The organism is Devosia sp. Root105, assembly GCF_001424865.1.
Lineage (GTDB): Bacteria > Pseudomonadota > Alphaproteobacteria > Rhizobiales > Devosiaceae > Devosia_A.
The window spans coordinates 207213-229238 of the sequence record NZ_LMCR01000016.1 but is presented as its reverse complement, the minus strand read 5'-3'; the positions used below and the strand labels follow the sequence as shown (position 1 = coordinate 229238).

Here is a 22026-nt window from a genome sequence, read left to right as displayed (position 1 = left end):
CATGTCAGACAAGAATATTCACACCCTCCTCACGCCTGCCGAAATGGGCCGCGCCGATGCGCTGGCGGTGGCGTCGGGTATTCAGTCGTTCAAGCTGATGGAGGCGGCGGGCAATGCCGTGGCCGAGCTGGTGGCGGAGCGCTATCCGGATGGGCGGGTGCTGATCCTCTGTGGCCCCGGCAATAATGGCGGCGACGGGTTCGTTGCGGCGAAGAAACTCAAGGAGCTCGGCCGCGAGGTGCGGGTGGCGCTGTTCGGCGAGCGCGACCGGCTGACCGGCGATGCGGCGTTCTTCGCCGACCTGTGGAACGGACCGATCCAGGCGGCGCGGCCGGACGGGTTGCGCGGCGCCAAGGTGGTAGTCGACGCGCTGCTCGGCGCCGGGCTCGATCGCGATATCGAGGGCGGTCTCGCGGAACTGATCGAGGCGGTGAACGGGTTGCGCGTGCCGATCGTCGCGGTGGACGTGCCCTCGGGCATCGACGGGTCCAGTGGCCAGGTCCGCGGCGTGGCGATCAAAGCCGATGTGTCGGTGACGTTCTTCCGGCTGAAGCCGGGGCATCTGCTGCTGCCGGGCCGGCAGCAGTGCGGCGAGGTGGTGCTGGCGGAGATTGGCATCCCGGACAGCGTTCTGGGCGAGATCCGGCCGAACCTCAACCGCAACAGTCCCGACCTCTGGCATCTGCCCAGGCTCGAGACGGAGGGGCACAAGTTCACCCGCGGCCACTGCGTCGTGATGTCGGGCGGGCCGCTGCAGACCGGCGCCAGCCGGATGACCGCGACCGCGGCGTTGCGCACCGGGGCAGGGCTGGTGACGCTGGCCGGCGCGCATTCCTCGCTGCTGATCCAGGCCAACCACGTCACGGCGATCATGCTGAAGCCGGTGGATGGCGCGGCGAGCCTGCAATTGCTGTTGCAGGACCATCGGATCAACACGGTGGTGATCGGGCCGGCAGCGGGGCTGGGCGAGGCCACCAAGACGAATGTACTGGCGGTGCTGGCAAGCGACGCGGCGACGGTGCTCGATGCCGATGCGCTGACCAGCTTCAAGGACAGCCCGGAGGCGCTGTTCTCGGCGATCAAGGCGAGGCCTCAGCGGGCAGTGGTGATGACACCGCACGAGGGTGAGTTCGAGCGATTGTTCGGTAAGGTGGATGGCTCGAAGGTCGACAGGGCGCGCTCGGCGGCGCTGCGCTCCGGCGCCATCGTGGTGCTGAAAGGCAGCGACACGGTGGTCGCGGCTCCCGATGGGCACGCGGTGATCAACGACAATGCGCCGGCAATATTGGGCACGGCCGGCTCAGGCGATGTGCTGGCCGGGATCATCGCCGGGTTGCTGGCGCAGGGGATGAAAGGGTTCGATGCCGCCTCGGCCGGGGTGTGGATCCACGGCGAAACGGGGAACCTGTGGGGCGGGCCGGGGCTGATCGCCGAGGATTTGCCGGGCTTGATCCCCGATGTGCTGGCGGAGCTGACTGAGTAGACGCGGTTATGCACGGAGCCATTCCCGCGAAAGCGGGAACCTCTGTTTTCCCGCCTACGGCACGATCGTAAACGGAGCTTCCCGCTTTCGCGGGAATGAGCCGGTGGCTGGGGGCGCCGGAGCTACCAGCTGACCTCCAACCGCTCCAACCCGTGAAAATGGTAGATGTTCTTGTATTGCGGCTCGGCGGCGAGCTTCAGTCCGGGTAGCCGGTCGAACAGGGTCTGCATCGCCACCTGCAGCTCGATGCGCGCCAGCGGGGCGCCGATGCAGAAGTGGATGCCGGCACCGAAGCTGACATTGGCGCCATCCTTGCGGAACGGGTCGAACCGGTTGGCCTCGGCGAAGCGCGAGGGGTCTCGGTTGGCGGCGCCCAGCATCAGGCCGATGGTCTCGCCCTGCTTGAAGCTCAACCCGTTGTCGAGCGTCACATCCTGCAAGGCGTAGCGGGTGAACATGTGGAGCGGCGCATCGAAGCGGATGCACTCTTCGACCGTCGCCTCGGTCTGGTCGGCATCGGCGAACAGGGCCTTGGGGTCGAGGCCGCTTTCGAGGATAGCCTTCACGCCGTTGCCGGTGGTATGGACCGTTGCCTCATGGCCGGCGTTGAGCAGGAGGATGGTGGTCGAGATCACCTCGTCGTCGGTCAGCTTCTCGCCATCGACCTCGGTGGTCAGCATGTGGGTAAGCAGGTCCTCGCGCGGCTGGCGGCGGCGCTCGGCGATCATCTCGCGCACATAATCCATGAACTCGATCGAGGCCTGGTTGGCATCGAGCTCGGTCTCGTAGGTTACGCCGTACATGTACATGGCGACCATGCGGTTGGACCAATCGACCAGTTGCATCGCCATGTCGGCGGGCATGCCGATCATCTCGGCAATGACGATGGCGGGGATCGGCGCCGCAAAGGCGCGGAGCAGCTCGACCTGGCCATCGGCGGCAAAACCGTCGATCAGCTCATTGGCCAGCCGCTCGATGCGGGGACGCAGCTGCTCGACATTGCGTGAGACGAAGGCGCGGTTGACCAGGGCGCGCAGTCGGGTATGGGCCGGCGGCTCGAGGTTGAGCAGGGTGTATTTCTCGGTCTGGTCGAAAGCGGCGGTGTGAGCCTTGGGCGGCGCCATGCCGAGCTGCTCGCGGCTCATCAGGTGGAGGATCTGCCGGCCGAAGCGCTTGTCGCGAAGCAGGGCGCTGACATCCTTGAAGCCGGCAAAGCACCAGTGATCGTAATTGTCCCAGAAGAAGGCCGGTGAGGCCGCGTGCACCGCGTCATAGAAGGCGTAGGGGTCGCGGTAGAAGGCGAGTTCGCGCGGCTGGGCGCTGGCGTGACGGTCGGCGAGGGCGAAGGGAGCGGCTGCGGACAAGAGAGGACCCGTTGAAACTGATACTGCGGGCCATGCTATACGGCGCGTCGGGCGGTCGGGAAGCCATCACGACCTGCTGAAACAGCTTGCCGCAACGGAAAAACCGGCTAGTAGCCTCGCCAGACACTGATTGGAGTTCGAGCCCTTGAGCGACCTCACCCTGACCGAAGCGATCGACAACATCTACACCTCGCTGCGCGAGAACAATGCGGATATCGACGTCCATATCGCGGCGTTGAAGGCGGCGATGGCCAAGGAAGGCGCCAAGGAAGCGGTGTTCGATCCGGCTAAGCTGGCCCAGAACAACCGCCAGGGCCGCAAGACCATGCAGTCCTACTTCAAGAAGCGCGGTGTGGCGGTGGGGTTCAAGGCGTAAGGCGGCCGGCCCTCCCCATACGGGCAGGTTCCGCTGATCCGTGGCTTTGCGCGAATATGTGAGTATTGCGGCCTGCCACATTGGCGCCTATCTGTCGCTTTACCCGCCCTTAACAGGGCATCGCCTTCAGTCGGCCGCGAGCGCTGATTCTTCCTGCCATAAGGGACAAATCTCGAAATGAGAGATCCGGTCGATACCTTCTACAACTACCTCGTGCCCACCGTGGTCGAGCAGACGACGCGCGGCGAGCGCGCCTTCGACATCTATTCGCGCCTGCTCAAGGAGCGCATCATCTTCGTGACCGGCCAGGTCGAAGACCAGATGGCGTCCCTGATCGCGGCGCAGCTGCTGTTCCTCGAGTCGGAAAACCCGAAGAAGGAAATCAGCCTCTACATCAATTCGCCCGGCGGCGTCGTGACCTCCGGCCTCGGCATCTACGACACCATGCAGTTCATCCGCCCGCCGGTGGCGACGCTGTGCATCGGGCAGGCGGCTTCGATGGGCTCGCTCCTCCTCGCAGGCGGCGAAAAGGGCCTGCGCGCGGCGCTGCCGAACGCCTCGATCATGGTGCACCAGCCGTCCGGCGGCTATCAGGGTCAGGCGACCGATATCCTGATCCACGCCCAGTTCACCGAGAAGCTGAAGCGCCGGCTCAACGAGATTTACGTCAAGCATACCGGCCAGGACTACGAGGCCATTCACAACGCGCTCGAGCGCGATCGTTTCCTCAACCCCGAAGAGGCCAAGGATTTTGGCATCATCGACTCGATCTTCGAGAAGCGGGCAGCACCCGACGCGGTGTGAGGATTCTCCCGTTAAGGTGAATCTCAATGCCCTACGCGAGTGTGACACTTGTGTGATTGTGTGGGTCCCGGCTGGCCGTTAAGGTCGGTCGGGCTTACATTTTGTTTAGGTATCCGGGGCTAGCGTTCTCTTCTAGCCGGGATGGGAGCCCGAACTCCCAGGAGTGACAGGATGTCCAAGGACACGACCAGCGGCGAATCTTCCAAAAACACGCTGTACTGCTCGTTCTGCGGGAAATCGCAGCACGAGGTCAGGAAGCTGATCGCCGGGCCGACCGTCTTCATCTGCGATGAATGCGTCGAGCTGTGCATGGACATCATCCGCGAGGAAAACAAAACCTCGATGGTGAAGTCCTCGGACGGCGTGCCGACGCCGGCCGAAATCTGCAAGGTGCTGGATGACTACGTCATCGGCCAGTTCCGCGCCAAGCGCGTGCTGAGCGTCGCCGTGCACAACCACTATAAGCGTCTGCACCACGCCACCAAGAACCAGGACATCGAGCTCTCGAAGTCGAACATCCTGCTGATCGGCCCGACCGGTACCGGCAAGACGCTGCTGGCGCAGACGCTGGCCCGTATCCTCGATGTGCCGTTCACCATGGCCGACGCGACGACGCTGACCGAGGCCGGTTACGTTGGCGAGGACGTCGAGAACATCATCCTCAAGCTGCTGCAGTCCGCCGACTACAATGTCGAGAAGGCGCAGCGCGGCATCGTCTACATCGACGAAGTCGACAAGATCAGCCGCAAGTCGGACAACCCGTCGATCACCCGCGACGTGTCGGGCGAAGGCGTGCAGCAGGCGCTGCTGAAGATCATGGAAGGCACCGTTGCCTCCGTGCCGCCGCAGGGCGGCCGCAAGCACCCGCAGCAGGAATTCCTGCAGGTGGATACGACCAACATCCTGTTCATTTGCGGCGGGGCGTTTGCCGGGCTCGAGAAGATCATCTCGGCGCGCGGCGAGGGTTCGGGCATCGGCTTCTCGGCCGTGGTCAAGGACCCAAAGGATCGCCGCGTCGGTGACCTGTTGAAGGACGTGCAGCCGGAAGACCTGGTGCGGTTCGGGCTGATCCCCGAATTCATCGGCCGCCTGCCGATCCTCGCGACGCTCGAAGATCTCGACGAGCCCGCGCTGATCGAAATCCTGACCGCGCCGAAGAATGCGCTGGTGCGTCAGTACCAGCGGCTGTTCTCGATGGAAGAGGTCGAGCTGACCTTCCACGAGGATGCGCTGAAGGCGATCGCCAAGCATGCCATCGAGCGCAAGACCGGCGCCCGTGGCCTGCGCTCGATCCTCGAAGGCATCCTGCTCGACACCATGTACGACCTGCCCTCGCTCGATGGCGTGGAAGAAGTGGTGATCAGCGAGGAAGTGGTGAACGGCAAGGACGCCCGTCCGCTGTACATCTACGCCGAGCGCAAGAAGGAAGAGGCGCTGTCCACCAGCGCCTGATCCCTCGGAGCAAGAGTTCAAAGGCCCCGCTACTGGCGGGGCCTTTTCATTTGGGGCAAGGCCGTCGCATAAGGAAACGGACTGGAGGCGGCACCATGCGGATCGGCGTGGCACTCGGCAGCGGCGCGGCGCGCGGCCTGGCACACATTCCCTATATCGAGGCGATGGACGAACTGGGGCTGAAACCCTCGGTGATATCAGGCTCGTCGATCGGGGCGCTGATCGGTTCGGGCTGGGCTAACGGCATGACCGGCGCGGAGCTGCGTGAGCATGCCTACAGCGTGCTGGGCAGCCTGCAGCAGATCGCCAGCACGCTGTGGAACCGCAACCGCTTCAGTTTCAAGCAGATCGTCGAAGACGGGTTGTCGATGCAGGTGAACCCAAGGGGGATCACCACGGCATTCCTGCCGGATGGGTTTCCCCATGATTTCGCCGATCTCAAGGTGCCGTTCTCGGTCGTGGCGACGGATTTCTACGCCTGGAAGGAAGTGGTGTTCGACTCCGGTCCGCTGCGCCCGGCGATCGCCGCCTCGCTGGCGATCCCGAGCCTGTTCCGGCCGGTGAATGTCGAGGGCCGGTACTTCATCGATGGCGGCGTCACCAATCCGCTGCCGCTGGGGCTGATTGCCGGCAAGTGCGACGTGCTCATCGGCATCGACGTACATCGCACGCCGCAACTGCTCGATGCCTCGCGCGAGCCGAGCATCACCGATTCCGCCGTGGTAGCGACCGAGATCATGTCGCAGAAGCTGGTCGATGCCACGGTCCTGCAATACCCGCCGGACGTTTATGTGCGTGCCGAGGTCGGACCGTTCGGCGGCAGCGAGTTCTGGCGGGTGCGCGAGATCGTCGACAATGCGGCGGGCGACAAGGACCGGTTCAAGCGGGCGGTCAGCGACGCGCTGCTGGCGCACAGCATCCGTAAGGCGAACCGACATTGACCGACCTGCCGGCCGATCTCGCCGCCGCAGTGCGGCGCCTCGCCGAGGGGCGCAAGGGGCTGATGGACAGCTCTGCGCGCATCTCCGAACACTATCGCCAACGCGGCGCGTCGCGGCAGGTGATCGGCGGTGCAGAGGATGCCATTGCCTATGCGCTGAGCCGGATGCCGGCGACCTATGCGGCAGTATCAGCGGTGCTGGAGGAACTGCAGGCGAGGGCGCCGGAGTTCGCGCCGGAGACGCTGCTCGATGCCGGGGCAGGGCCGGGAACCGCCGGCCGGGCAGCGGCCGAGGCGTTCGGGGGGATCGCGCCGACTTTGATGGATCACAACCGGGCGTTTCTCGCGCTGGCCGGGACGCTGGCCGAGGGAACGGCATTGGCCGGCGCCGAGCTGCTGGAGGCCGATCTCGGGCAGTTCGAGCTGGTGACCCGATACGACCTGGTTACCTGTGCCTATGCGCTGACCGAGCTGCCGGATGCCGAGATGCTGGCGGCGGCGGAACGGCTGTGGCGGCACAGCGATGGGGTGCTGGCGATCATCGAGCCAGGCCGGCCGCGCGACTACCAGCGGCTGATGGCGGTGCGCGGGCGGCTGATCGAACTCGGGGGCAGGGTGCTGGCGCCCTGTCCGCATGAACGCGATTGCCCGCTGGTCGAGCCGGACTGGTGCCACTTCTCGGTGCGGCTCAGCCGCAGCCGCGACCACATGCGGATGAAGGGCGCAACCCTCGGCTACGAGGATGAAAAGTACAGCTATCTGGTCGTGGCGCGGCCGCATATCGGCAAGCCGGCACCGGGGCGCGTGCTGCGGCGGCCGGAAGAGAACAAGTTCTCGGTGACGCTGGCGGTCTGCGGCGCCGATGGGCTCGAGACACGGGTGGTACCAAGCCGGGACAGGCCGGCCTTCAAGGCGGCGAAGAAGCTCGATTGGGGCGATGTCACCTCCGAGTAGGCTCGGCAGTCCTCTACTGAATTCCCTACCATAGGTTCACTTGTCGCTCCCGGGGCCAAAGCGTAATCTCCTCGCTCAACGGGGCACAAAGAGGAAGAACCATGAAATTCAAGGATATTCTGGGGACCATCGGCAATACGCCGGTTGTCCGGATCAACAAGCTGGGCCCGAAAAACGTCAAGCTGTACGTCAAGGTCGAAGCGTTCAACCCGCTCGGGTCGGTGAAAGACCGCCTGGCGCTCGGTGTGATCGAGGCGGCCGAGAAATCCGGCGCGCTGAAACCGGGCCAGACGGTGATCGAGGCGACCTCAGGCAATACCGGCATCGGGCTGGCGATGGTTTGCGCGGCCAAGGGCTATCCGCTGGTCGTCACCATGGCCGAGAGCTTTTCGGTCGAGCGGCGTAAACTGATGCGGTTCCTCGGCGCCAAGGTGGTGCTGACTCCGGCGGCCGAGCGGGCCAACGGTATGATCCGCAAGGCCGAAGCCCTGGCCGAGGCGAATGGCTGGTTCCAGACCCGCCAGTTCGAGAACGAAGCCAACCCCGACATGCACTCGCGGACCACCGCACAGGAGATCGTGCGCGACTTCGCCGACGAGAAGCTCGACTACTGGGTCACCGGCTTTGGCACTGGCGGCACGCTCACCGGCGTCGGCCGGGTGCTGCGCGACAAGATGCCGAACACCAAGATCATCGTTGCCGAGCCCGAGGGCGCGCCGATGCTGACCAGCGGTGAAGGCCAGGAGCGTCGCGCCGACCATGCCGCGACCGGCAGCCATTCGGCGTGGAAGCCGCATCCGTTCCAGGGCTGGAGCCCGGACTTCATCCCGTGGATCACCAATGAGGCGGTTACCGAGAAGTTGATCGACCAGGTGCTGACCATTGCCGGCCCCGATGCGATGAAGCAGTCGATGCAGCTGGCGCAGAAGGAAGGCATCTTCGTCGGCATCACCGCCGGCGCCACCTTCGCGGCGGCGCTGAAGGTGGCCGAGACCGCGCCCGACGGCTCGACCATTCTGGCGATGTTGCCCGATACCGGCGAGCGCTACCTCTCGACCCCGCTATTCGCGGATGTGCCGGCCGACATGACGCCGGAAGAGGAAGCCATCTCGGTGTCGACCCCGGGCCAGCAGCTGCCGCCGAAGGTGGCGGCTTAGCACAAGGCTGACCCCCACCCTTGATCCCTCCCCCTAAACAAGGGGAGGGAGACGTTTACCGAGAAGCCTGTGTTTTGGTCTCCCTCCCCTTTCCGGGGCGCTACCGCGTCCCCTAGAGGGGGAGGGGACAGGGGTGGGGGTCAGCTCCCACCGGCGTGAAGAAGCGACGGACTACGCCGCTACCCTCGGCACCGGCCCCACATAGAGCGATTTCGGCCGGATCAGCCGGCCGTTCGCCGCTTCTTCCCTGGCATGGGCGATCCAGCCGCCGATACGGCTGGCGGCAAAGATCGCGGTGAAGGCCGAGCGGGGAAAGCCCAGCGTTTCGAGCAGCAGCGCAGGGTAGAACTCGACATTGGTGGCGAGCACCCGGTCGGGCTTGTGGCGCTTCAGCGCCGCCAGCGCCACCGCCTCGACGTGCTGGGCCAGTTCGACGCGGGTGGTATCGACTGCGCCGGACCGGGTCAGCCGTTCCAGCGCCGCCTTCAGCACATCGGCGCGGGGGTCGCGCACCCGGTAGATGCGGTGACCGAAGCCCATCAGGCGCCGGCCGTTGGCCAGCTCGTTCTCGATCCAGGCCGCGGCCTTGTCGGCGGTGCCGATGGCGTCGAGCATGTCGAGAACAGGCCCGAGTGCCCCGCCGTGCCGCGGGCCCTTCAGCGCACCCAAGGCCGCCAGCGCCGATGAGTTGAGGCCGGCGAGGGTCGAGGCCACCACACGGGCCGCAAAGGTCGAGGCGTTGAGCCCGTGGTCGACCACGGTGACGAGATAGCTGTCGAGTGCCGCTGCGGCCGCCGGATCCGCCGGCCTGTCGCCGAGCATGCTCAGCATATCGGCGGCGTGCCCGAGGCCCGGCTGCGGAGCGCGCGGGCTCTTGCCCGCCTGCAGCCGGATCGCCGCCGGCAAGGCGACCGCAGGAGCCGCGGTCAGCAGTAGCGCGGTTTCGAGATCCGTGCCGTCAGGGAGCCGTGCCATCACGGCCCGAACCCCATCGTAGACCGGCAGCTCGGCCAGCAGCGGAATTTCGCGCTCGACGGTGCGGTAGACGGCGGCCCTCGCGTCGGCCAGCGGCGTGGCCAGATCGCGCGGCAGGTCGGCAAAGAAGCCATCCCAGAGCAGCGCCAGCACCTGCTCGTAGCTCACGTGTCCGGTCAGCGCGTCGAGCGGCTGGCCACGGATGATCAGCCGACCCGCCAGCCCATCCACATCCGAGAGGATGGTTTCCGCTGCGATGACGTCTTCGAGTCCATTGCTCATCTGAGCCTCCTTGGCTGTTTGCAACGGAAGGTAGGCGCGCTAACATTGACGTCAATCTTGATCATATTGATCAATGTTCGAGGTCAACATGTGGCTCAGCGCAGCGGAAGCTCTGACACGGCTCGGCTCCAAGCCGCAGTCGCTCTATGCGAGCGTCAGCCGGGGCCGCATCCGGGCAAAGCCTGATCCGGCGGATACGCGGCGGAGCCTCTATCGCGAGGAAGACGTGGACCGGCTGGCCGCCCGGGCTCGCGGCCGGCGGAGTTCTGCCGCGGTGGCCTCGGAGGCGATCAGCTGGGGCGATCCGGTGCTGCCGTCGGCCATCTCCACCGTGAGCGGCGGGCGGCTCTCCTATCGTAACGTGGACGCGATCGAACTGGCGACCACGGCGACGCTCGAGGACGTGGCTACGCTGTTGTGGGACGGAACATGGAGTTTGCCGGCAAGCGGGCCGGGGCCCGTCGCCACGCCACCGATGGCCGCGGCGTTCGCAGCGCTGGCGGAGCGTGCTGCCGGGGGCGCTCCGAGCTCGGGCCTGGGGCCCTGGCAGTTGCGAAGCGAGGCTGCGAACGTGCTCGGGTGCGTCGCGGACGCGATGCTGGGGGCCGGCGCCGGTTCGTTGCACGTTCGCCTGGCCGACAGTCTGGGACGCCCCGGCGCAGCCGATGTGCTCCGGCGCGCGATGGTGCTCCTGGCTGATCACGAACTCAACGCTTCGACCTTCGCTGCGCGGGTCGCGGTTTCTACGGGGGCCTCGCTGTGGGCCGGCGCGCTGGCCGGGCTCGCCACCTTCACCGGTCCGCGCCACGGCACAGCCGCAGCGGCGGTGCTGGCGCTGGCGCTCGATATCGGCCCGCATGCCGACCGGCCGGGCGATGGTTTGCGCGAGTGGCTGGGGGAAGGGCGGGTGATCCCCGGCTTCGCGCATCGGCTCTATCCGCGGGGGGACGTCCGCGCCGAGGCGCTGCTGGCGGCAATCGAGGTGCCCGCGGCGTTCCGCAGGCTTGCGCGGGTCGCCGAGGAGCTGCTGGGCGATCGGCCCAATGTGGATTTTGCGCTGGCCGCGCTGAGCGCCGCTCATGACTTGCCGCCGCACGCGCCGGCTACCATCTTTGCCTTGGCCCGCACTGTGGGGTGGCTGGCGCACATGCTCGAACAGGTGGCGAGCGGCCAGCTGATCCGCCCGCGCGCCCACTATGTGGGGCCGCCCGTCGGCGCCTCGGGCTGATGCAGCCGCAGCACACAGTAGTGCCGCATTGCGGGCATACCCGTCATTACGGGTAGGTTGACTTGCCCTTTGCCGCGGGCGCCCTATTTAATCAGCAGAATCAGGCTCGCCGCCCATCGTGGGGACCGGCCCGATTGCTAGACGGGCGCGGGCTCGCCCATCCTCCCGAAACGAGCCCTGCGCCCAGGAAAGGACCAAATATGTCGGACGTTACCCAAGGCGGCGCCGGATTCGATCGCGATCGGGTTTACCCCGTGCTGCCGCTACGCGATATCGTTGTCTTTCCGGGCATGATCGTGCCGCTGTTCGTCGGCCGCGAAAAGTCGGTGAAGGCGCTCGAAGAAGTGATGCGCGACGATAAGCACATTCTCGTCGTCACCCAGAAGAATGCCCAGGATGACGATCCGTCGCCTGATGAGATTTATGCCACCGGCACCATCGCCTCGGTGCTGCAGCTGCTGAAGCTGCCCGACGGCACCGTGAAGGTGCTGGTCGAGGGCCTGCGCCGGGCGAAGATCGACCAGTACCTGCAGACCGTCGACTACTTCGAAGCCGAAGCGACGACGCTGCCGGAACCGGAGGAAGACGAGACCGAACTCGAAGCGCTGGCGCGTTCCGCCCAGTCCGAGTTCGAGAACTACGTCAAGCTCAACAAGAAGATCTCGGCCGAGGTGGTCAACGCCGTCAGCCAGATCACCAATCATAGTAAGCTCGCCGACACCATCGCCAGCCACCTGGTGATCAAGATCGAGCAGAAGGAAGAGCTGCTGGGCACCGTTTCGGTGGCCGAGCGGTTGCAGAAGATTCTCGGCCTGATGGAAGGCGAGATCGGCGTTCTGCAGGTCGAAAAGCGCATCCGTTCCCGCGTCAAGCGGCAGATGGAGAAGACGCAGCGCGAGTACTATCTCAACGAGCAGATGAAGGCGATCCAGCGCGAGCTGGGTGATGGCGAGGAAGGCTCGAACGAGCTGACCGAGCTCGAAGAGAAGATCAAGAAGACCAAGCTGTCGAAGGAAGCCCGGATCAAGGCCGATGGCGAGCTGAAGAAGCTCAAGACCATGAGCCCGATGTCGGCCGAAGCGACGGTCGTGCGCAACTATCTCGACTGGCTGCTGACGCTGCCGTGGGGCAAGAAGAGCAAGGTCAAGCGCGACCTGGTCTACGCCGAGCAGGTGCTGGACGAGGATCACTATGGCCTCGAGAAGGTCAAGGAGCGTATCCTCGAGTACCTCGCGGTGCAGTCGCGCACCGGCAAGCTCAAGGGCCCGATCCTCTGCCTCGTCGGCCCTCCGGGCGTCGGCAAGACCTCGCTGGGCAAGTCGATCGCCAAGGCGACCGGCCGTGAGTTCGTGCGCATGGCGCTCGGTGGCGTCCGGGACGAGGCCGAGATCCGCGGCCACCGCCGGACCTATATCGGCTCCATGCCAGGCAAGGTGATCCAGTCGCTCAAGAAGGCGGGTAAGAACAATCCGCTGTTCCTGCTCGACGAGATCGACAAGATGGGCCAGGACTTCCGTGGCGACCCGTCGTCGGCGCTGCTCGAAGTGCTCGATCCGGAGCAGAACAACACGTTCGCCGACCACTACCTCGAGGTCGACTTCGACCTCTCGGACGTGATGTTCGTCACCACCTCGAACACGCTCAACATCCCCGGCCCGCTGATGGACCGCATGGAGATCATTCGCCTGTCGGGCTACACCGAAGAGGAGAAGTTCGAGATCGCGCGGCGCCACCTGATCCCGGAGACGCTGAAGGAGAACGGCCTGCAGCCCAAGGAGTTCGTCATCGACGACGACCAGCTGATGGCTGTGGTCCGCAACTACACCCGGGAAGCCGGCGTGCGTAACCTGAAGCGTGAGCTCTCGAAGCTGATGCGCAAGGCCGTGCGCGACATTCTGGTCAAGAAGTCGACCAAGGTCGTCGTCACCCCGGAGCTGCTCGAGGAATATCTCGGGCCGGCGTTCTTCCGGAACGACAAGATCGACGCCGAGCCGCAGGTCGGCGTGGTGACGGGGCTTGCCTGGACTTCGGTCGGTGGCGAGATCCTGACCATCGAGGGCATTATGACGCATGGCAAGGGCCGCATGACGGTGACCGGCAACCTCAAGGAAGTGATGAAGGAATCCATCACTGCCGCGTCGGGTTACGTGCGTTCGCGGGCCGCCGAGCTCGGCATCAAGCCGCCGCTGTTCGACACGCGCGACATCCACCTGCACCTGCCGGAAGGCGCGACGCCGAAGGATGGCCCGTCGGCCGGCATCGGCATGGCCACGACGATCGTCTCGCTGATGACCGGCATTCCGGTGCGGCATGACATCGCCATGACCGGCGAAGTGACTCTACGGGGCCGTGTCCTGCCCATTGGCGGGCTCAAGGAAAAGCTCCTTGCAGCGCTCCGCTCGGGCATCAAGACCGTCCTCATCCCCGAGGAGAACACCAGGGATCTCAAGGAGATCCCGAAGAACGTGACCGAGGGCATGGAGATCATCCCGGTGAGCCGGATGGACGAGGTGCTGAGCCGCGCCTTGATCCGGCAGCCCGAGCCGATCGAGTGGAAGTATGACGACGACAAGCCGGCCGCGGTGCCGGTGGTCGAGAGCTCGGTCGACGGCGACGAGAGCGGCGCGAGCCTGCCGCACTGAGCCGGTCTTTGATCGATGAAGTTGGAAACGGCGCCCTCGGGCGCCGTTTTCGTTTGTGCGCCGCAGAGTTAGGGCGAAGGTCCAGGTAGTTTGCCACGAAATCTTCACGGACGTCCGACTAGCTGCCGGTTGGACAGCGCTGGAGAAGCGAATGCGAAGCAAGTGGGTTTTGGGGATAGCGACGTTGTTGGCAGCCGTCGTCTCGCTGACGGGACTGTCATTCGCCCAAGATACGCGGACGGAAACGGTAAAGTTCAAACGCGGCGCGAGCAGCACGTCGATCGATGACAGCATCACCGGCTACGAGGGCGTGAGCTACATCGTGGGTGTGAGTGCCGGGCAGCGGATGAGCGTCGAGCTCGATACCGACAATACCAGCAACTATTTCAACATCACGGCGCCCGGCGCGTCCGCGGCGCTGTTCATTGGCTCGACCTCGGGCAACAGCACTTCGTTCGTTATCCCGTCGAGCGGCGACTACAAGATCGACGTCTACCTGATGCGCAATGCGGCGCGCCGGGGCGAAACAGCGAATTACGAGCTCAGCATCGCCGTCGAGGGCAAGGCGGCTGCGCAGGCGCCGAGCAAGCCGGCGCCCAGCAAGCCTGCTCCCGACTTTGCCGATGGCCTCGCCGGCGGCCCGGACTTCTGGCAGGTGCATGGCCTCGCGCGCGGTGACACGCTGAATGTGCGCGCCTCGGCCGCCTCCGGGGCGTCGGTGCTGGGTGTGCTCGACGAGGGTGACGTGATCCGCAACCTCGGCTGCAAGATGAACGGCTCTACCCGCTGGTGCCGCGTCGAAGATCAGACCGGTCTCAATGGCTGGGTCTCGGGCAAGTACCTGCACGAGTCGACCCGCGCCCCGAGCCCGTCGCGCCCGGTGACCCCACCGCCGGCCGGCCAGCCGCCGCTCAGCTCCGATGACGGCGTGCCGGTGGCGATGATGCCGCGCTACTGCACGGGTGAAGCCTCGGCGCAGTTCGGAGTGCGCCTGCAGGACATCACCACCAACGCCGCGTTCAAGAGCGGCAAGCTCTTCGTCTCGCAGGGCTGGTTCGACGGCTCGGGTGGTACGACGTTCTTCAACTGCTATTTCAAGGCGGATGGCACCTTCATCGCCGTGAACTGACCGCCGGGCCTGGCGCGGGAACAACAAGCGGCGCCCTCTGGGGCGCCGTTTCCATACCCAGCTCAAGGCTCCCACCATATTTCCGGCGGCCAGCCTCCCTGCGCGCTTCGCAATCATCCCGCAACCGATATCTGCTTTGCCTCGCTGCGCCGATAGGGCAAGGCAGCGCTAACCGAGGACACCGGCCAGATGACCTTCACCAGACGATCGCTGACTTGCCTGGTCGCTGCGGGAGCGATCGTTGGAGGTCTGGCGCTCTGCGCCGCCTGGGCGGGCGATGCGCTCGCCCGGAGGCCGCTCCAAGCGGAAGCGGTTATTCCGGTCTATCTGTCCTCCAAGCGTCCGCTGGTGATGATGCGGATCGGCGATCATCCGCCGGCGCCGGTGGTCTTCGATACTGGCACCAATGACAACATCCTGGACACGGTCTACGCAGCGCCGTTCGAGCTGCCGCGCATCGGTCCATCGACGTCGATAGACGGCAACACCGGCATTCCCGTGCCGGGCTACCAGACGCACCTCGTCGGCGTACGGCTTGGCGGCGCGCCGATTGCCGACGCACCGGCCAATGTCTTCGATTATCGCAGCACCGACGAGGTCGGCATCTTCGGGCCCAACAGCTTTCCCGGAAAGCTGGTGCTGCTGGATTTGCGGAACGCCGAATTGCGCATCCTGCCGGGAACTGCAATCGCGTCGATGCAGGGCCCCGGCATGCCGTATCTCGGCGACGGCGCTGCCGGTTTGCCGTCCATACCCATCGAGCTGCCGAGCGGAACGGTCGACGCGATACTGGACAGCGGTAATGATTCGACGCTCGTGCTGCCGCTGGATCTGGCCGACGAGCTCGGCGTCGGCGGCACGCTGAAGGAGATCGGCAAGGTGGTTTCGGCGTCCGGCAGTCAGCCGGTCTACGAGGGGCAGGTCACTGGCGACATCAAGATCGGACCGGTCACCCTGAACAACCCGGTGGTCCGGTTCTTCAAGGCCGGGCGGCCGCTGATTGGCCTGCCCGTGCTGCTGCAGATGACGCTGGCGTTCGATCCGAGCAACGGCCGCAGCTGGGTGATCGATGCACACGGAGCAGCCGACTAGCTGTTCGTCCCTCGCCAGTTTGCCTCCCGTCATTCACGCACTCTCGCTCTGGTGTAACGCCCGCGTGATCACCACGTAGGGGTCTTTCGCGCTTTCGAAACGGAAGGTCTGCAACTTTTCCTGAAAGCGCTTCTGGCATTTCGTTTGCACCGCCAAACGAGAACGAATATAGAACGCGTCCCCGCGTGTCAGCCGGCTGGAGGGCCCTGAATTGAACAAGGCACTGATCATCATTCTGGCCGCGGTGACGCTCGATGCGGTCGGCATCGGGCTGATTTTCCCGATTCTGCCGCGCCTGCTCGAGGACGTCACCCATACCGGCGAAGTGACGATGATCATCGGCATCATGCTGGCGCTCTATTCGGCGATGCAGTTCCTGTTCTCGCCGGTGCTGGGGGTGCTCAGCGACCGCTATGGCCGTCGCCCGGTGCTGCTGGTGTCGCTGGCCGGCGCGGCGATCGACTATCTCGTGATGGCGTTCGCGCCCGAGCTCTGGATGCTGGTGCTGGGCCGCGCCATCGCCGGCATCACCAGCGCCAACATGGCGGTCGCCACCGCCTATATCACCGACATCTCGGCCGAGGAGGAGCGCGCCAAGCGCTTCGGCTATTTCCACGCCATGTTCGGCATCGGCTTCATCATCGGGCCGGTGATCGGCGGCATCCTGGGCGACATCTGGGTGCGGGCGCCGTTCCTGGTGGCGGCCGGGCTCAACGCGGTCAACTTCGCGCTGGCGCTGTTCGTCCTGCCGGAATCACGGCCGGGCGATGCCAGCGCCAAGTTCGATTTCGCGACGCTCAACCCGTTCCGGCCGCTCGGCTGGGCTTTCAGCTTCACCGCGCTGCTGCCGCTGATGGCGATCTTCGTCATCATGAACTTCGTCGGCACCATGTACGGCACGATCTGGGCGCTGTTCGGCCAGGACATGTTCCAGTGGAACGGGCTGATGATCGGGCTGTCGCTCGGCGCGTTCGGGCTGTTCCATGCCGGAGCGCAGGCGCTGCTGACCGGCCCTGCGGCGGCGCGGCTGGGCGAGCGCTGGGCCATGGTCCTGGGGATGGCGTGCGAGCTGACGGCGCTGTTGATCCTGGGCTTTGCGGCGCAGGGCTGGATCCTGTTCGCGCTGGCGCCGCTGTTCGCGCTCGGCGGCATCGGCATGCCGGCGCTGCAGTCGCTCACCACACAGCAGGTTGATGGCGACAATCAGGGCAAGCTCCAGGGCGTGCTGGCGAGCCTTGTCAGCCTCTCGGCGGTGTTCGGTCCGATCTTCTTCTCGGCGGTGTATTTTGCCCTCAAACCGACCTGGCCGGGGCTGATCTGGATCGTCGGGGGAGCCGTGTATTTGCTGGCGTTGCCGCTGCTTTTGGGCATCCGCCGGACGCGCGTTGCCACAGTGACGCCCGACGGCTGACAAAGTTGAGCCAGAATTGACGCTTCATTAACAGAATTGCTGTGCCTCGCCTGCGGAAAAGCCCGGATTTCCTTGCGTTCCGAGCAGAATCGAAGAAGGGTCACGGCGTTTTGGTTCGCCTCCACAGGGCGGGCATCCCACAGTGAGGAAACGCTATGTCTAACAAGAACGATCTGATCGGCGTCGTCGCCGACAAGGCGGGCCTGACCAAGGCCGACGCTGCACTGGCTGTCGATGCTGTGTTCGACGCCGTCACCGCGTCGCTGAAGAAGGGCGAAGAAGTCCGTCTCGTCGGCTTTGGTACGTTCGCCGTTTCCAAGCGCAAGGCCTCGATCGGCCGCAACCCGGCAACGGGCGCGGAGATCAAGATCCCGGCTTCTAACCAGGCCAAGTTCAAGCCCGGCAAGGGCCTCAAGGACGCGATCAACTAAGATCGCGTTCCGGTCGACAGACCACATGGCCCCGTGCGCTCGTCGCCGGGGCCATTTGTTTTTGGGGGCAGGGGCCCGGTCTCGCCGCGATGACAGCAGGCGCGTGGGCTTTGGGGAAATGGTGGGCGGTGACGGTCTCGAACCGCCGACCCTCTCGGTGTAAACGAGATGCTCTACCAACTGAGCTAACCGCCCGTCAGCTACTCCTGGGGTCGCCTATTGGCGACGCAGGGGAGCGACGAAGGCGCACTAACTAGGGTCTCGGCCGCAGGCCGTCAACCCGTGCCGCTGAATCTCGCTGTGCCCCGGCGGCTTCCCCCTATAGAGTAGTGCCGCTACGCTGACGGTTCGTCGGACTGAGGCCGGGGAGGGCTCGATGTCGATTGCCGAGGTAGGCCGCTTTGATCTGCCCGGTTTCGCGGGCACTCTGATCCACCCACACCATGCCGGTTACGACGAGGCGCGCCGCGTCTATAACGGCATGATCGATCGCCGGCCGGCGCTGATCGCGCGCTGCAACAGCGCCGACGATGTGGTGCTGGCGCTCGCCCTGGCGCGTCGCGAGGGATTGCCGGTTTCGGTGTTCGGCGGTGGCCACGCGGTCACCGGCTCGGCCGTCTGCGACGATGGCGTCTGCATCGACCTGCGCGGCATGAAGGATATCCGCATCGATCCGGCGGGCCAGACCTGCCGGGCCGAGGCCGGCCTCAACTGGGGCGAATTCGACGCGGCGACGGCGCGGCACGGCCTGGCGCTCACCGGTGGCCGTAACCCAACGACCGGGGTGGCCGGGCTGTCGCTGGGCAGCGGCAGTGGCTGGCTCGAGCGCAAGTTCGGCTATGTCTGCGACAACCTGATCTCGGCCGAAGTGGTCACCGCCGACGGTCGCAAGGTCATTGCGTCCGAAACCGAGAACCCGGATCTGTTCTGGGGCCTGCGCGGCGGCGGCGGCAATTTCGGTATCGTCACTGCCTTTCATTTCCGGCTGCACCGGCTGGGCCCGATCGTCCTCGCCGGCGTGCTGCTCTACCCCGCACCGATGGCGGCGGCGGTACTGCGCCACATGCGCGATTTCATGCGGGCAGCGCCCGACGAGGTGGGCATCGGCATGGTTTTCACCACCGCGCCGGATGCGCCGTTCGTTCCCGAGCCGGCGCGCGGCAAGCCGATCGTCGTCGTGCAGCTGATCTATGCCGGCGACGTGGAGGAGGGAATCAGGGTGCTGGCGCCGTTCCGGGCCTTCGGGCCGCCAGCGGCCGACCTGGTGCAGCCGATGCCCTATACCGAGTTCCAGAAGATGGGCGGCAACTTTCCCGGCTCGCAGAACTACTGGACCGCGGATTTCCTCAACGAGCTGCCGGAGGAAGCGATCGACGCCTATGCGGCGCTGGCGCTGACGCCGCTCTCGCCGCAGTCGGCAATCATCCTCGTGCCGGGAGGCGGCGCGCCGTCACGAGTCGATGAGGAAGCCACTGCCTTCGGCATGCGCACCGCGCCATGGAACGTGCACTATATCTGCGGCTGGACGAATCCCGCCGACAACGCCGCCAACACGGCGCGGGTCAAACAGATCGCCTCTGTGCTGAAGCCGTGGTCGACCGGGCGGGTCTATCTCAATTACATCGGCAACGAGGGGCAGGAGCGCGTCGACGCGGCGTTCGGCGAGAAAAAGCTCGCGCGGTTGCGCGAGCTCAAGGCCAAGTGGGACCCCGACAACGTGTTCCGGCACAACCACAACATCCGGCCGGCCGCTGCCGGGGCGTAAACGGGCGGAAAACGCCAGTCCGCAAAGGCATTTGCAGGCAGACGTGGAAAAGCCGGAAGAAAGTATGCCGGCGACGGAGTTTCGGCGCTTGACACTCTCTGACCCGCCCTCTAAACGGACGCCACGTTGCGCGGACGACTTGTTCGCAAGCGCTGCGGGAGTAGCTCAGTTGGTTAGAGCGCCGGCCTGTCACGCCGGAGGTCGCGGGTTCGAGCCCCGTCTCTCGCGCCACCCTTCTTCTTCAAATCATTGATGAATTCAGGGTGGCGCTGAGTGCCTTAGGGCGCTGTTCCCACTTACCCCGCCGGCGTGTTCCCACTTTTCGTGCGGCTTCCGTTCTCCGCGAGCCGCTTGCGGCCGAGCTTGCGAGCCTCGGCTACCGCTCGGATTGAGCTGGCGTTGACCGGCACGTAGGTGGCGAACAGCGCGTTTGAAGCGGAGAGGGTGTTGCCCATCGCGTGAGACAGCTGCGCCGGTGTGGCATCGCCGGCGATCGCTTCCACAGCTCCAGAACGGCGGAAGTCGTGTCCGAGCATCCTCTTCTCATCCAGACCGAAAACGGCCGCCCTGACCGTCCGGAAGTCATCCCCGAGGGTATCCTTGCTATAGGGAGCCCCTGAGCGGTTTCGGAAGATGGGAGCGTCACCCAGCAGCTCCACCCCCAGGAACTCGATGTAGGCGATCAGCAGGCGAGCGGTGCGACGGCTCAGCTGGCCGCCGACCGGTACGCCGGTCTTGCCGCGCTCGGTGAAGAACAGTCCCCCGATACCGTTGGTGGCGAGCTGCTGCGCCGACAGCGGTCGCACGTCGCCTGGGTTCATCTGGGTGTCCCAGACGACGGCGATCACCACGGCGAGCCCCCGGAAGCCCATTCGCCACGCGCCCTTGGCCAGGCGCGCCACTTCGCCTTCATTCCAGCGCTGGTCTCTCCCCTTGGCGGCGCTGTTGCGCACCGCGAGGGAAGGGTCGGCGTCTCGGATGCAGTATCCGAGCGCAGCGAGCACCTTCCAGAGGGCGCGCCAGATCTTGATGGTCCGATGTGCCTCCCGGAGAGATACGGTCTCCTCGACGTGCTGGCGCAGCTCGCTGATCTCATCGAGGGTGACCGTGCGCGGATCCACGTCGCCGAAGATAGGCTTGATCCGCTTCCAGCCCCGGAACCAGTCCTCCCGGGTGCCCTTGCTTTTACGAGACCATTCATTGGTCTTCCGGAACGCCTTGAAGCCAGCACCGATCGACTTCGGCGGGTAGACAGTCAGCTCCTCGGCGCGCTCGGGCGAGAGGTTCTCTGCTGAGGTGAGGGCCGGGGAGGGCGCCACACCTTTGCGGGTGTCGTCCCAGCGACGATTCCAGGTTTCGGCCAGGGCAAACGCGTCGGGGCCGTCGGGCCCGAGGGGGACGGACTGGAAGCCCGCCTCCCTCATCTTCTTCGTCGGTTCCCAGAATGCCCTGCCGTTGCGCTTCTTCTTGTAGTGCCGCGGCGTGAATTTACCCACGTCCAGACCTCAGCGCGGCGAGGCGCCCACGGATGACGTTGTGGTCGGTCACCGCCTCGCTTGAAGTGACCGCGCCGAAGAGCTCAGGATTGCGCCGCTCAACATAGCGGTCAATCGCCTCGAGGTCGTAGTTGCCGGTCACCTGGTCAGGCAGGGGGAAACCGAGCCCGCGCAGGGCGTCCAGCGAGCCCTCGAATTGGGCGAGCGTCAGCCCGAGGCGGCGAGCCGCCACCTGGGCCGGGACGCATCGAGGCTGGACGTGGAACCGCATCGTTACGCTTTGATGGCCTGAGCGGTTGCCCGGAGGCCGGCGACGCTGTCCTCGAGCATCTTTGCGATGCTGTTCAGCTTCTCCGATGGAGAGCCTTCTCCTTCAATGATCGAGCCACGCGCATCCACGAGCACTGCGGCGAGCTTGCCGTCAGGCTTCCTGATGATGTCACAGGTGAACTGCCATTGGTCGCGGGGTTGAAGGTTGATGACGTCGGCCATGGTGGCCTCCTTGTTGACAAGAGACGGGGCGCCGGGCTCGATGCCGGCATGAATGGGGCGGACCTTCTCGCGAGACTTTCGCGATCGCGGCAGATGCTTGGTGCGTGGACGCACGAGGCCGGTTTGCCCTGGGCGAACCGCGACATGACGCGCGGGATCTGCGAGACCGAGATCACCGCCCTGAAGGGCTTCCGCGACGACACCGAGGAGGAGCGCGTCGTGGTCGATGAGCTGATCCACGACTGGGACATCCTGCGGCTGCAGCTGGGCTGAGGTCATTTCGGACCTTTCGCCACGATCACACGCTTGTCGCCGATCCGCATGATGGTCGCGGTCGCGGTTCTCACGAGATCGTCGTGATCGGACTTCGGACTGATCAGGGTCAGCCCGCCGATGGCGGTCAGCAGTTCCTCGGCCTGGTCGACCTCGGGCATGATGGTGAGGTGGTCCTTCTCGATGCGGTAATCGATGAAGCCGATCCGGACACCGGTGGTCTGGAGGAGCACGAGCTCGCTCCGCTCGGTGATCTGGATCAGCACAATTGGGCTGGGCT

21 protein-coding genes and 2 tRNA genes are annotated in these 22026 nt (G+C 65.4%); 16 read left to right on the top strand and 7 right to left on the bottom strand.

Features of this window, described 5'->3' with window-relative positions:
• Position 1 precedes the first annotated feature (1 nt).
• Positions 2-1483, top strand: coding sequence for a bifunctional ADP-dependent NAD(P)H-hydrate dehydratase/NAD(P)H-hydrate epimerase (locus tag ASC68_RS17210; protein ID WP_055882549.1), 1482 nt, complete (start codon positions 2-4; stop codon positions 1481-1483).
• Between the two features lie 122 nt (positions 1484-1605).
• Here ASC68_RS17210 and ASC68_RS17205 read toward each other — a convergent pair whose 3' ends face one another.
• Positions 1606-2847, bottom strand: coding sequence for a cytochrome P450 (locus ASC68_RS17205; RefSeq protein ID WP_055881874.1), 1242 nt, complete (start codon positions 2845-2847; stop codon positions 1606-1608).
• Positions 2848-2992: 145 nt separating this feature from the next.
• On the opposite strand from ASC68_RS17205, the gene ASC68_RS17200 reads away from it, so the two are divergent.
• The 6 genes from ASC68_RS17200 to cysK all read left to right on the top strand — a co-directional run bounded on the left by ASC68_RS17200 (position 2993) and on the right by cysK (position 8530).
• Positions 2993-3223, top strand: a complete 231-nt coding sequence (locus tag ASC68_RS17200; RefSeq protein ID WP_055882546.1) for a hypothetical protein — start codon at positions 2993-2995, stop codon at positions 3221-3223.
• A gap of 177 nt (positions 3224-3400) precedes the next feature.
• Positions 3401-4027 (top strand): ATP-dependent Clp protease proteolytic subunit, encoded by a 627-nt coding sequence (locus ASC68_RS17195; protein WP_055881872.1) that lies wholly within the window; start codon positions 3401-3403, stop codon positions 4025-4027.
• Positions 4028-4198: 171 nt separating this feature from the next.
• Positions 4199-5479 carry an ATP-dependent Clp protease ATP-binding subunit ClpX gene (gene clpX, locus ASC68_RS17190; protein ID WP_055881871.1) on the top strand — a complete coding sequence of 427 codons (1281 nt, stop codon included), beginning with the start codon at positions 4199-4201 and terminating at the stop codon, positions 5477-5479.
• A 95-nt stretch (positions 5480-5574) separates the two neighbouring features.
• Entirely contained in the window at positions 5575-6420 is an 846-nt protein-coding gene (locus tag ASC68_RS17185; RefSeq protein WP_055881869.1) for a patatin-like phospholipase family protein, read from the top strand.
• On the top strand, positions 6417-7373 hold the full coding sequence (locus ASC68_RS17180) for a small ribosomal subunit Rsm22 family protein (RefSeq protein WP_055881866.1): 957 nt from the start codon (positions 6417-6419) through the stop codon (positions 7371-7373). Before ASC68_RS17185 ends, ASC68_RS17180 begins: the two co-directional genes overlap by 4 nt.
• Positions 7374-7474: 101 nt before the next feature.
• On the top strand, positions 7475-8530 hold the full coding sequence (gene cysK / locus ASC68_RS17175) for a cysteine synthase A (RefSeq protein ID WP_055881864.1): 1056 nt from the start codon (positions 7475-7477) through the stop codon (positions 8528-8530).
• A 171-nt stretch (positions 8531-8701) separates the two neighbouring features.
• Here cysK and ASC68_RS17170 read toward each other — a convergent pair whose 3' ends face one another.
• Entirely contained in the window at positions 8702-9787 is a 1086-nt protein-coding gene (locus ASC68_RS17170; RefSeq protein WP_055881861.1) for a citrate synthase, read from the bottom strand.
• 73 nt (positions 9788-9860) lie between these two features.
• Between ASC68_RS17170 and ASC68_RS17165 the strand changes: the two genes are divergently transcribed.
• The 6 genes from ASC68_RS17165 to ASC68_RS17140 all read left to right on the top strand — a co-directional run bounded on the left by ASC68_RS17165 (position 9861) and on the right by ASC68_RS17140 (position 17720).
• The gene (locus ASC68_RS17165; RefSeq protein ID WP_055881857.1) at positions 9861-11015 is read left to right on the top strand and encodes a citrate synthase; all 1155 of its coding nucleotides are present in this window, start codon (positions 9861-9863) and stop codon (positions 11013-11015) included.
• A 200-nt stretch (positions 11016-11215) separates the two neighbouring features.
• Positions 11216-13657, top strand: coding sequence for an endopeptidase La (gene lon / locus ASC68_RS17160; RefSeq protein ID WP_055881854.1), 2442 nt, complete (start codon positions 11216-11218; stop codon positions 13655-13657).
• A gap of 184 nt (positions 13658-13841) precedes the next feature.
• Positions 13842-14786 (top strand): SH3 domain-containing protein, encoded by a 945-nt coding sequence (locus ASC68_RS28385; protein ID WP_197421270.1) that lies wholly within the window; start codon positions 13842-13844, stop codon positions 14784-14786.
• A gap of 189 nt (positions 14787-14975) precedes the next feature.
• Positions 14976-15878 (top strand): aspartyl protease family protein, encoded by a 903-nt coding sequence (locus ASC68_RS17150; RefSeq protein ID WP_055881852.1) that lies wholly within the window; start codon positions 14976-14978, stop codon positions 15876-15878.
• 211 nt (positions 15879-16089) lie between these two features.
• A complete protein-coding gene (tet, locus tag ASC68_RS17145) occupies positions 16090-17289 on the top strand; it encodes a Tet(A)/Tet(B)/Tet(C) family tetracycline efflux MFS transporter (protein ID WP_055881849.1) in 1200 nt (399 codons plus the stop codon).
• A gap of 155 nt (positions 17290-17444) precedes the next feature.
• Positions 17445-17720, top strand: coding sequence for an HU family DNA-binding protein (locus tag ASC68_RS17140; protein WP_055881846.1), 276 nt, complete (start codon positions 17445-17447; stop codon positions 17718-17720).
• Between the two features lie 119 nt (positions 17721-17839).
• On the opposite strand, the gene ASC68_RS17135 is transcribed toward ASC68_RS17140, so the two are convergent.
• A tRNA-Val gene (locus ASC68_RS17135) sits at positions 17840-17915 on the bottom strand.
• A 181-nt stretch (positions 17916-18096) separates the two neighbouring features.
• Between ASC68_RS17135 and ASC68_RS17130 the strand changes: the two genes are divergently transcribed.
• Both ASC68_RS17130 and ASC68_RS17125 read left to right on the top strand, forming a co-directional pair.
• The gene (locus tag ASC68_RS17130) at positions 18097-19485 is read left to right on the top strand and encodes an FAD-binding oxidoreductase (RefSeq protein WP_055881843.1); all 1389 of its coding nucleotides are present in this window, start codon (positions 18097-18099) and stop codon (positions 19483-19485) included.
• Between the two features lie 154 nt (positions 19486-19639).
• A tRNA-Asp gene (locus ASC68_RS17125) sits at positions 19640-19716 on the top strand.
• 65 nt (positions 19717-19781) lie between these two features.
• Here the strand turns inward: ASC68_RS17125 and ASC68_RS17120 are convergent.
• The 3 genes from ASC68_RS17120 to ASC68_RS17110 are packed head-to-tail and all read right to left on the bottom strand — an operon-like array spanning position 19782 to position 21473.
• The gene (locus ASC68_RS17120) at positions 19782-20981 is read right to left on the bottom strand and encodes a hypothetical protein (RefSeq protein WP_055881840.1); all 1200 of its coding nucleotides are present in this window, start codon (positions 20979-20981) and stop codon (positions 19782-19784) included.
• Positions 20974-21252 (bottom strand): hypothetical protein, encoded by a 279-nt coding sequence (locus ASC68_RS17115; protein ID WP_055881839.1) that lies wholly within the window; start codon positions 21250-21252, stop codon positions 20974-20976. Before ASC68_RS17115 ends, ASC68_RS17120 begins: the two co-directional genes overlap by 8 nt.
• A 2-nt stretch (positions 21253-21254) precedes the next feature.
• On the bottom strand, positions 21255-21473 hold the full coding sequence (locus ASC68_RS17110) for a hypothetical protein (protein WP_055881837.1): 219 nt from the start codon (positions 21471-21473) through the stop codon (positions 21255-21257).
• A 144-nt stretch (positions 21474-21617) separates the two neighbouring features.
• Here ASC68_RS17110 and ASC68_RS29385 point away from each other — a divergent pair, with 144 nt between their 5' ends.
• Positions 21618-21746 (top strand): hypothetical protein, encoded by a 129-nt coding sequence (locus ASC68_RS29385; protein ID WP_282569964.1) that lies wholly within the window; start codon positions 21618-21620, stop codon positions 21744-21746.
• A 2-nt stretch (positions 21747-21748) separates the two neighbouring features.
• Here ASC68_RS29385 and ASC68_RS17100 read toward each other — a convergent pair whose 3' ends face one another.
• Positions 21749-22012, bottom strand: a complete 264-nt coding sequence (locus ASC68_RS17100; RefSeq protein WP_055881832.1) for a hypothetical protein — start codon at positions 22010-22012, stop codon at positions 21749-21751.
• Positions 22013-22026 lie beyond the last annotated feature (14 nt).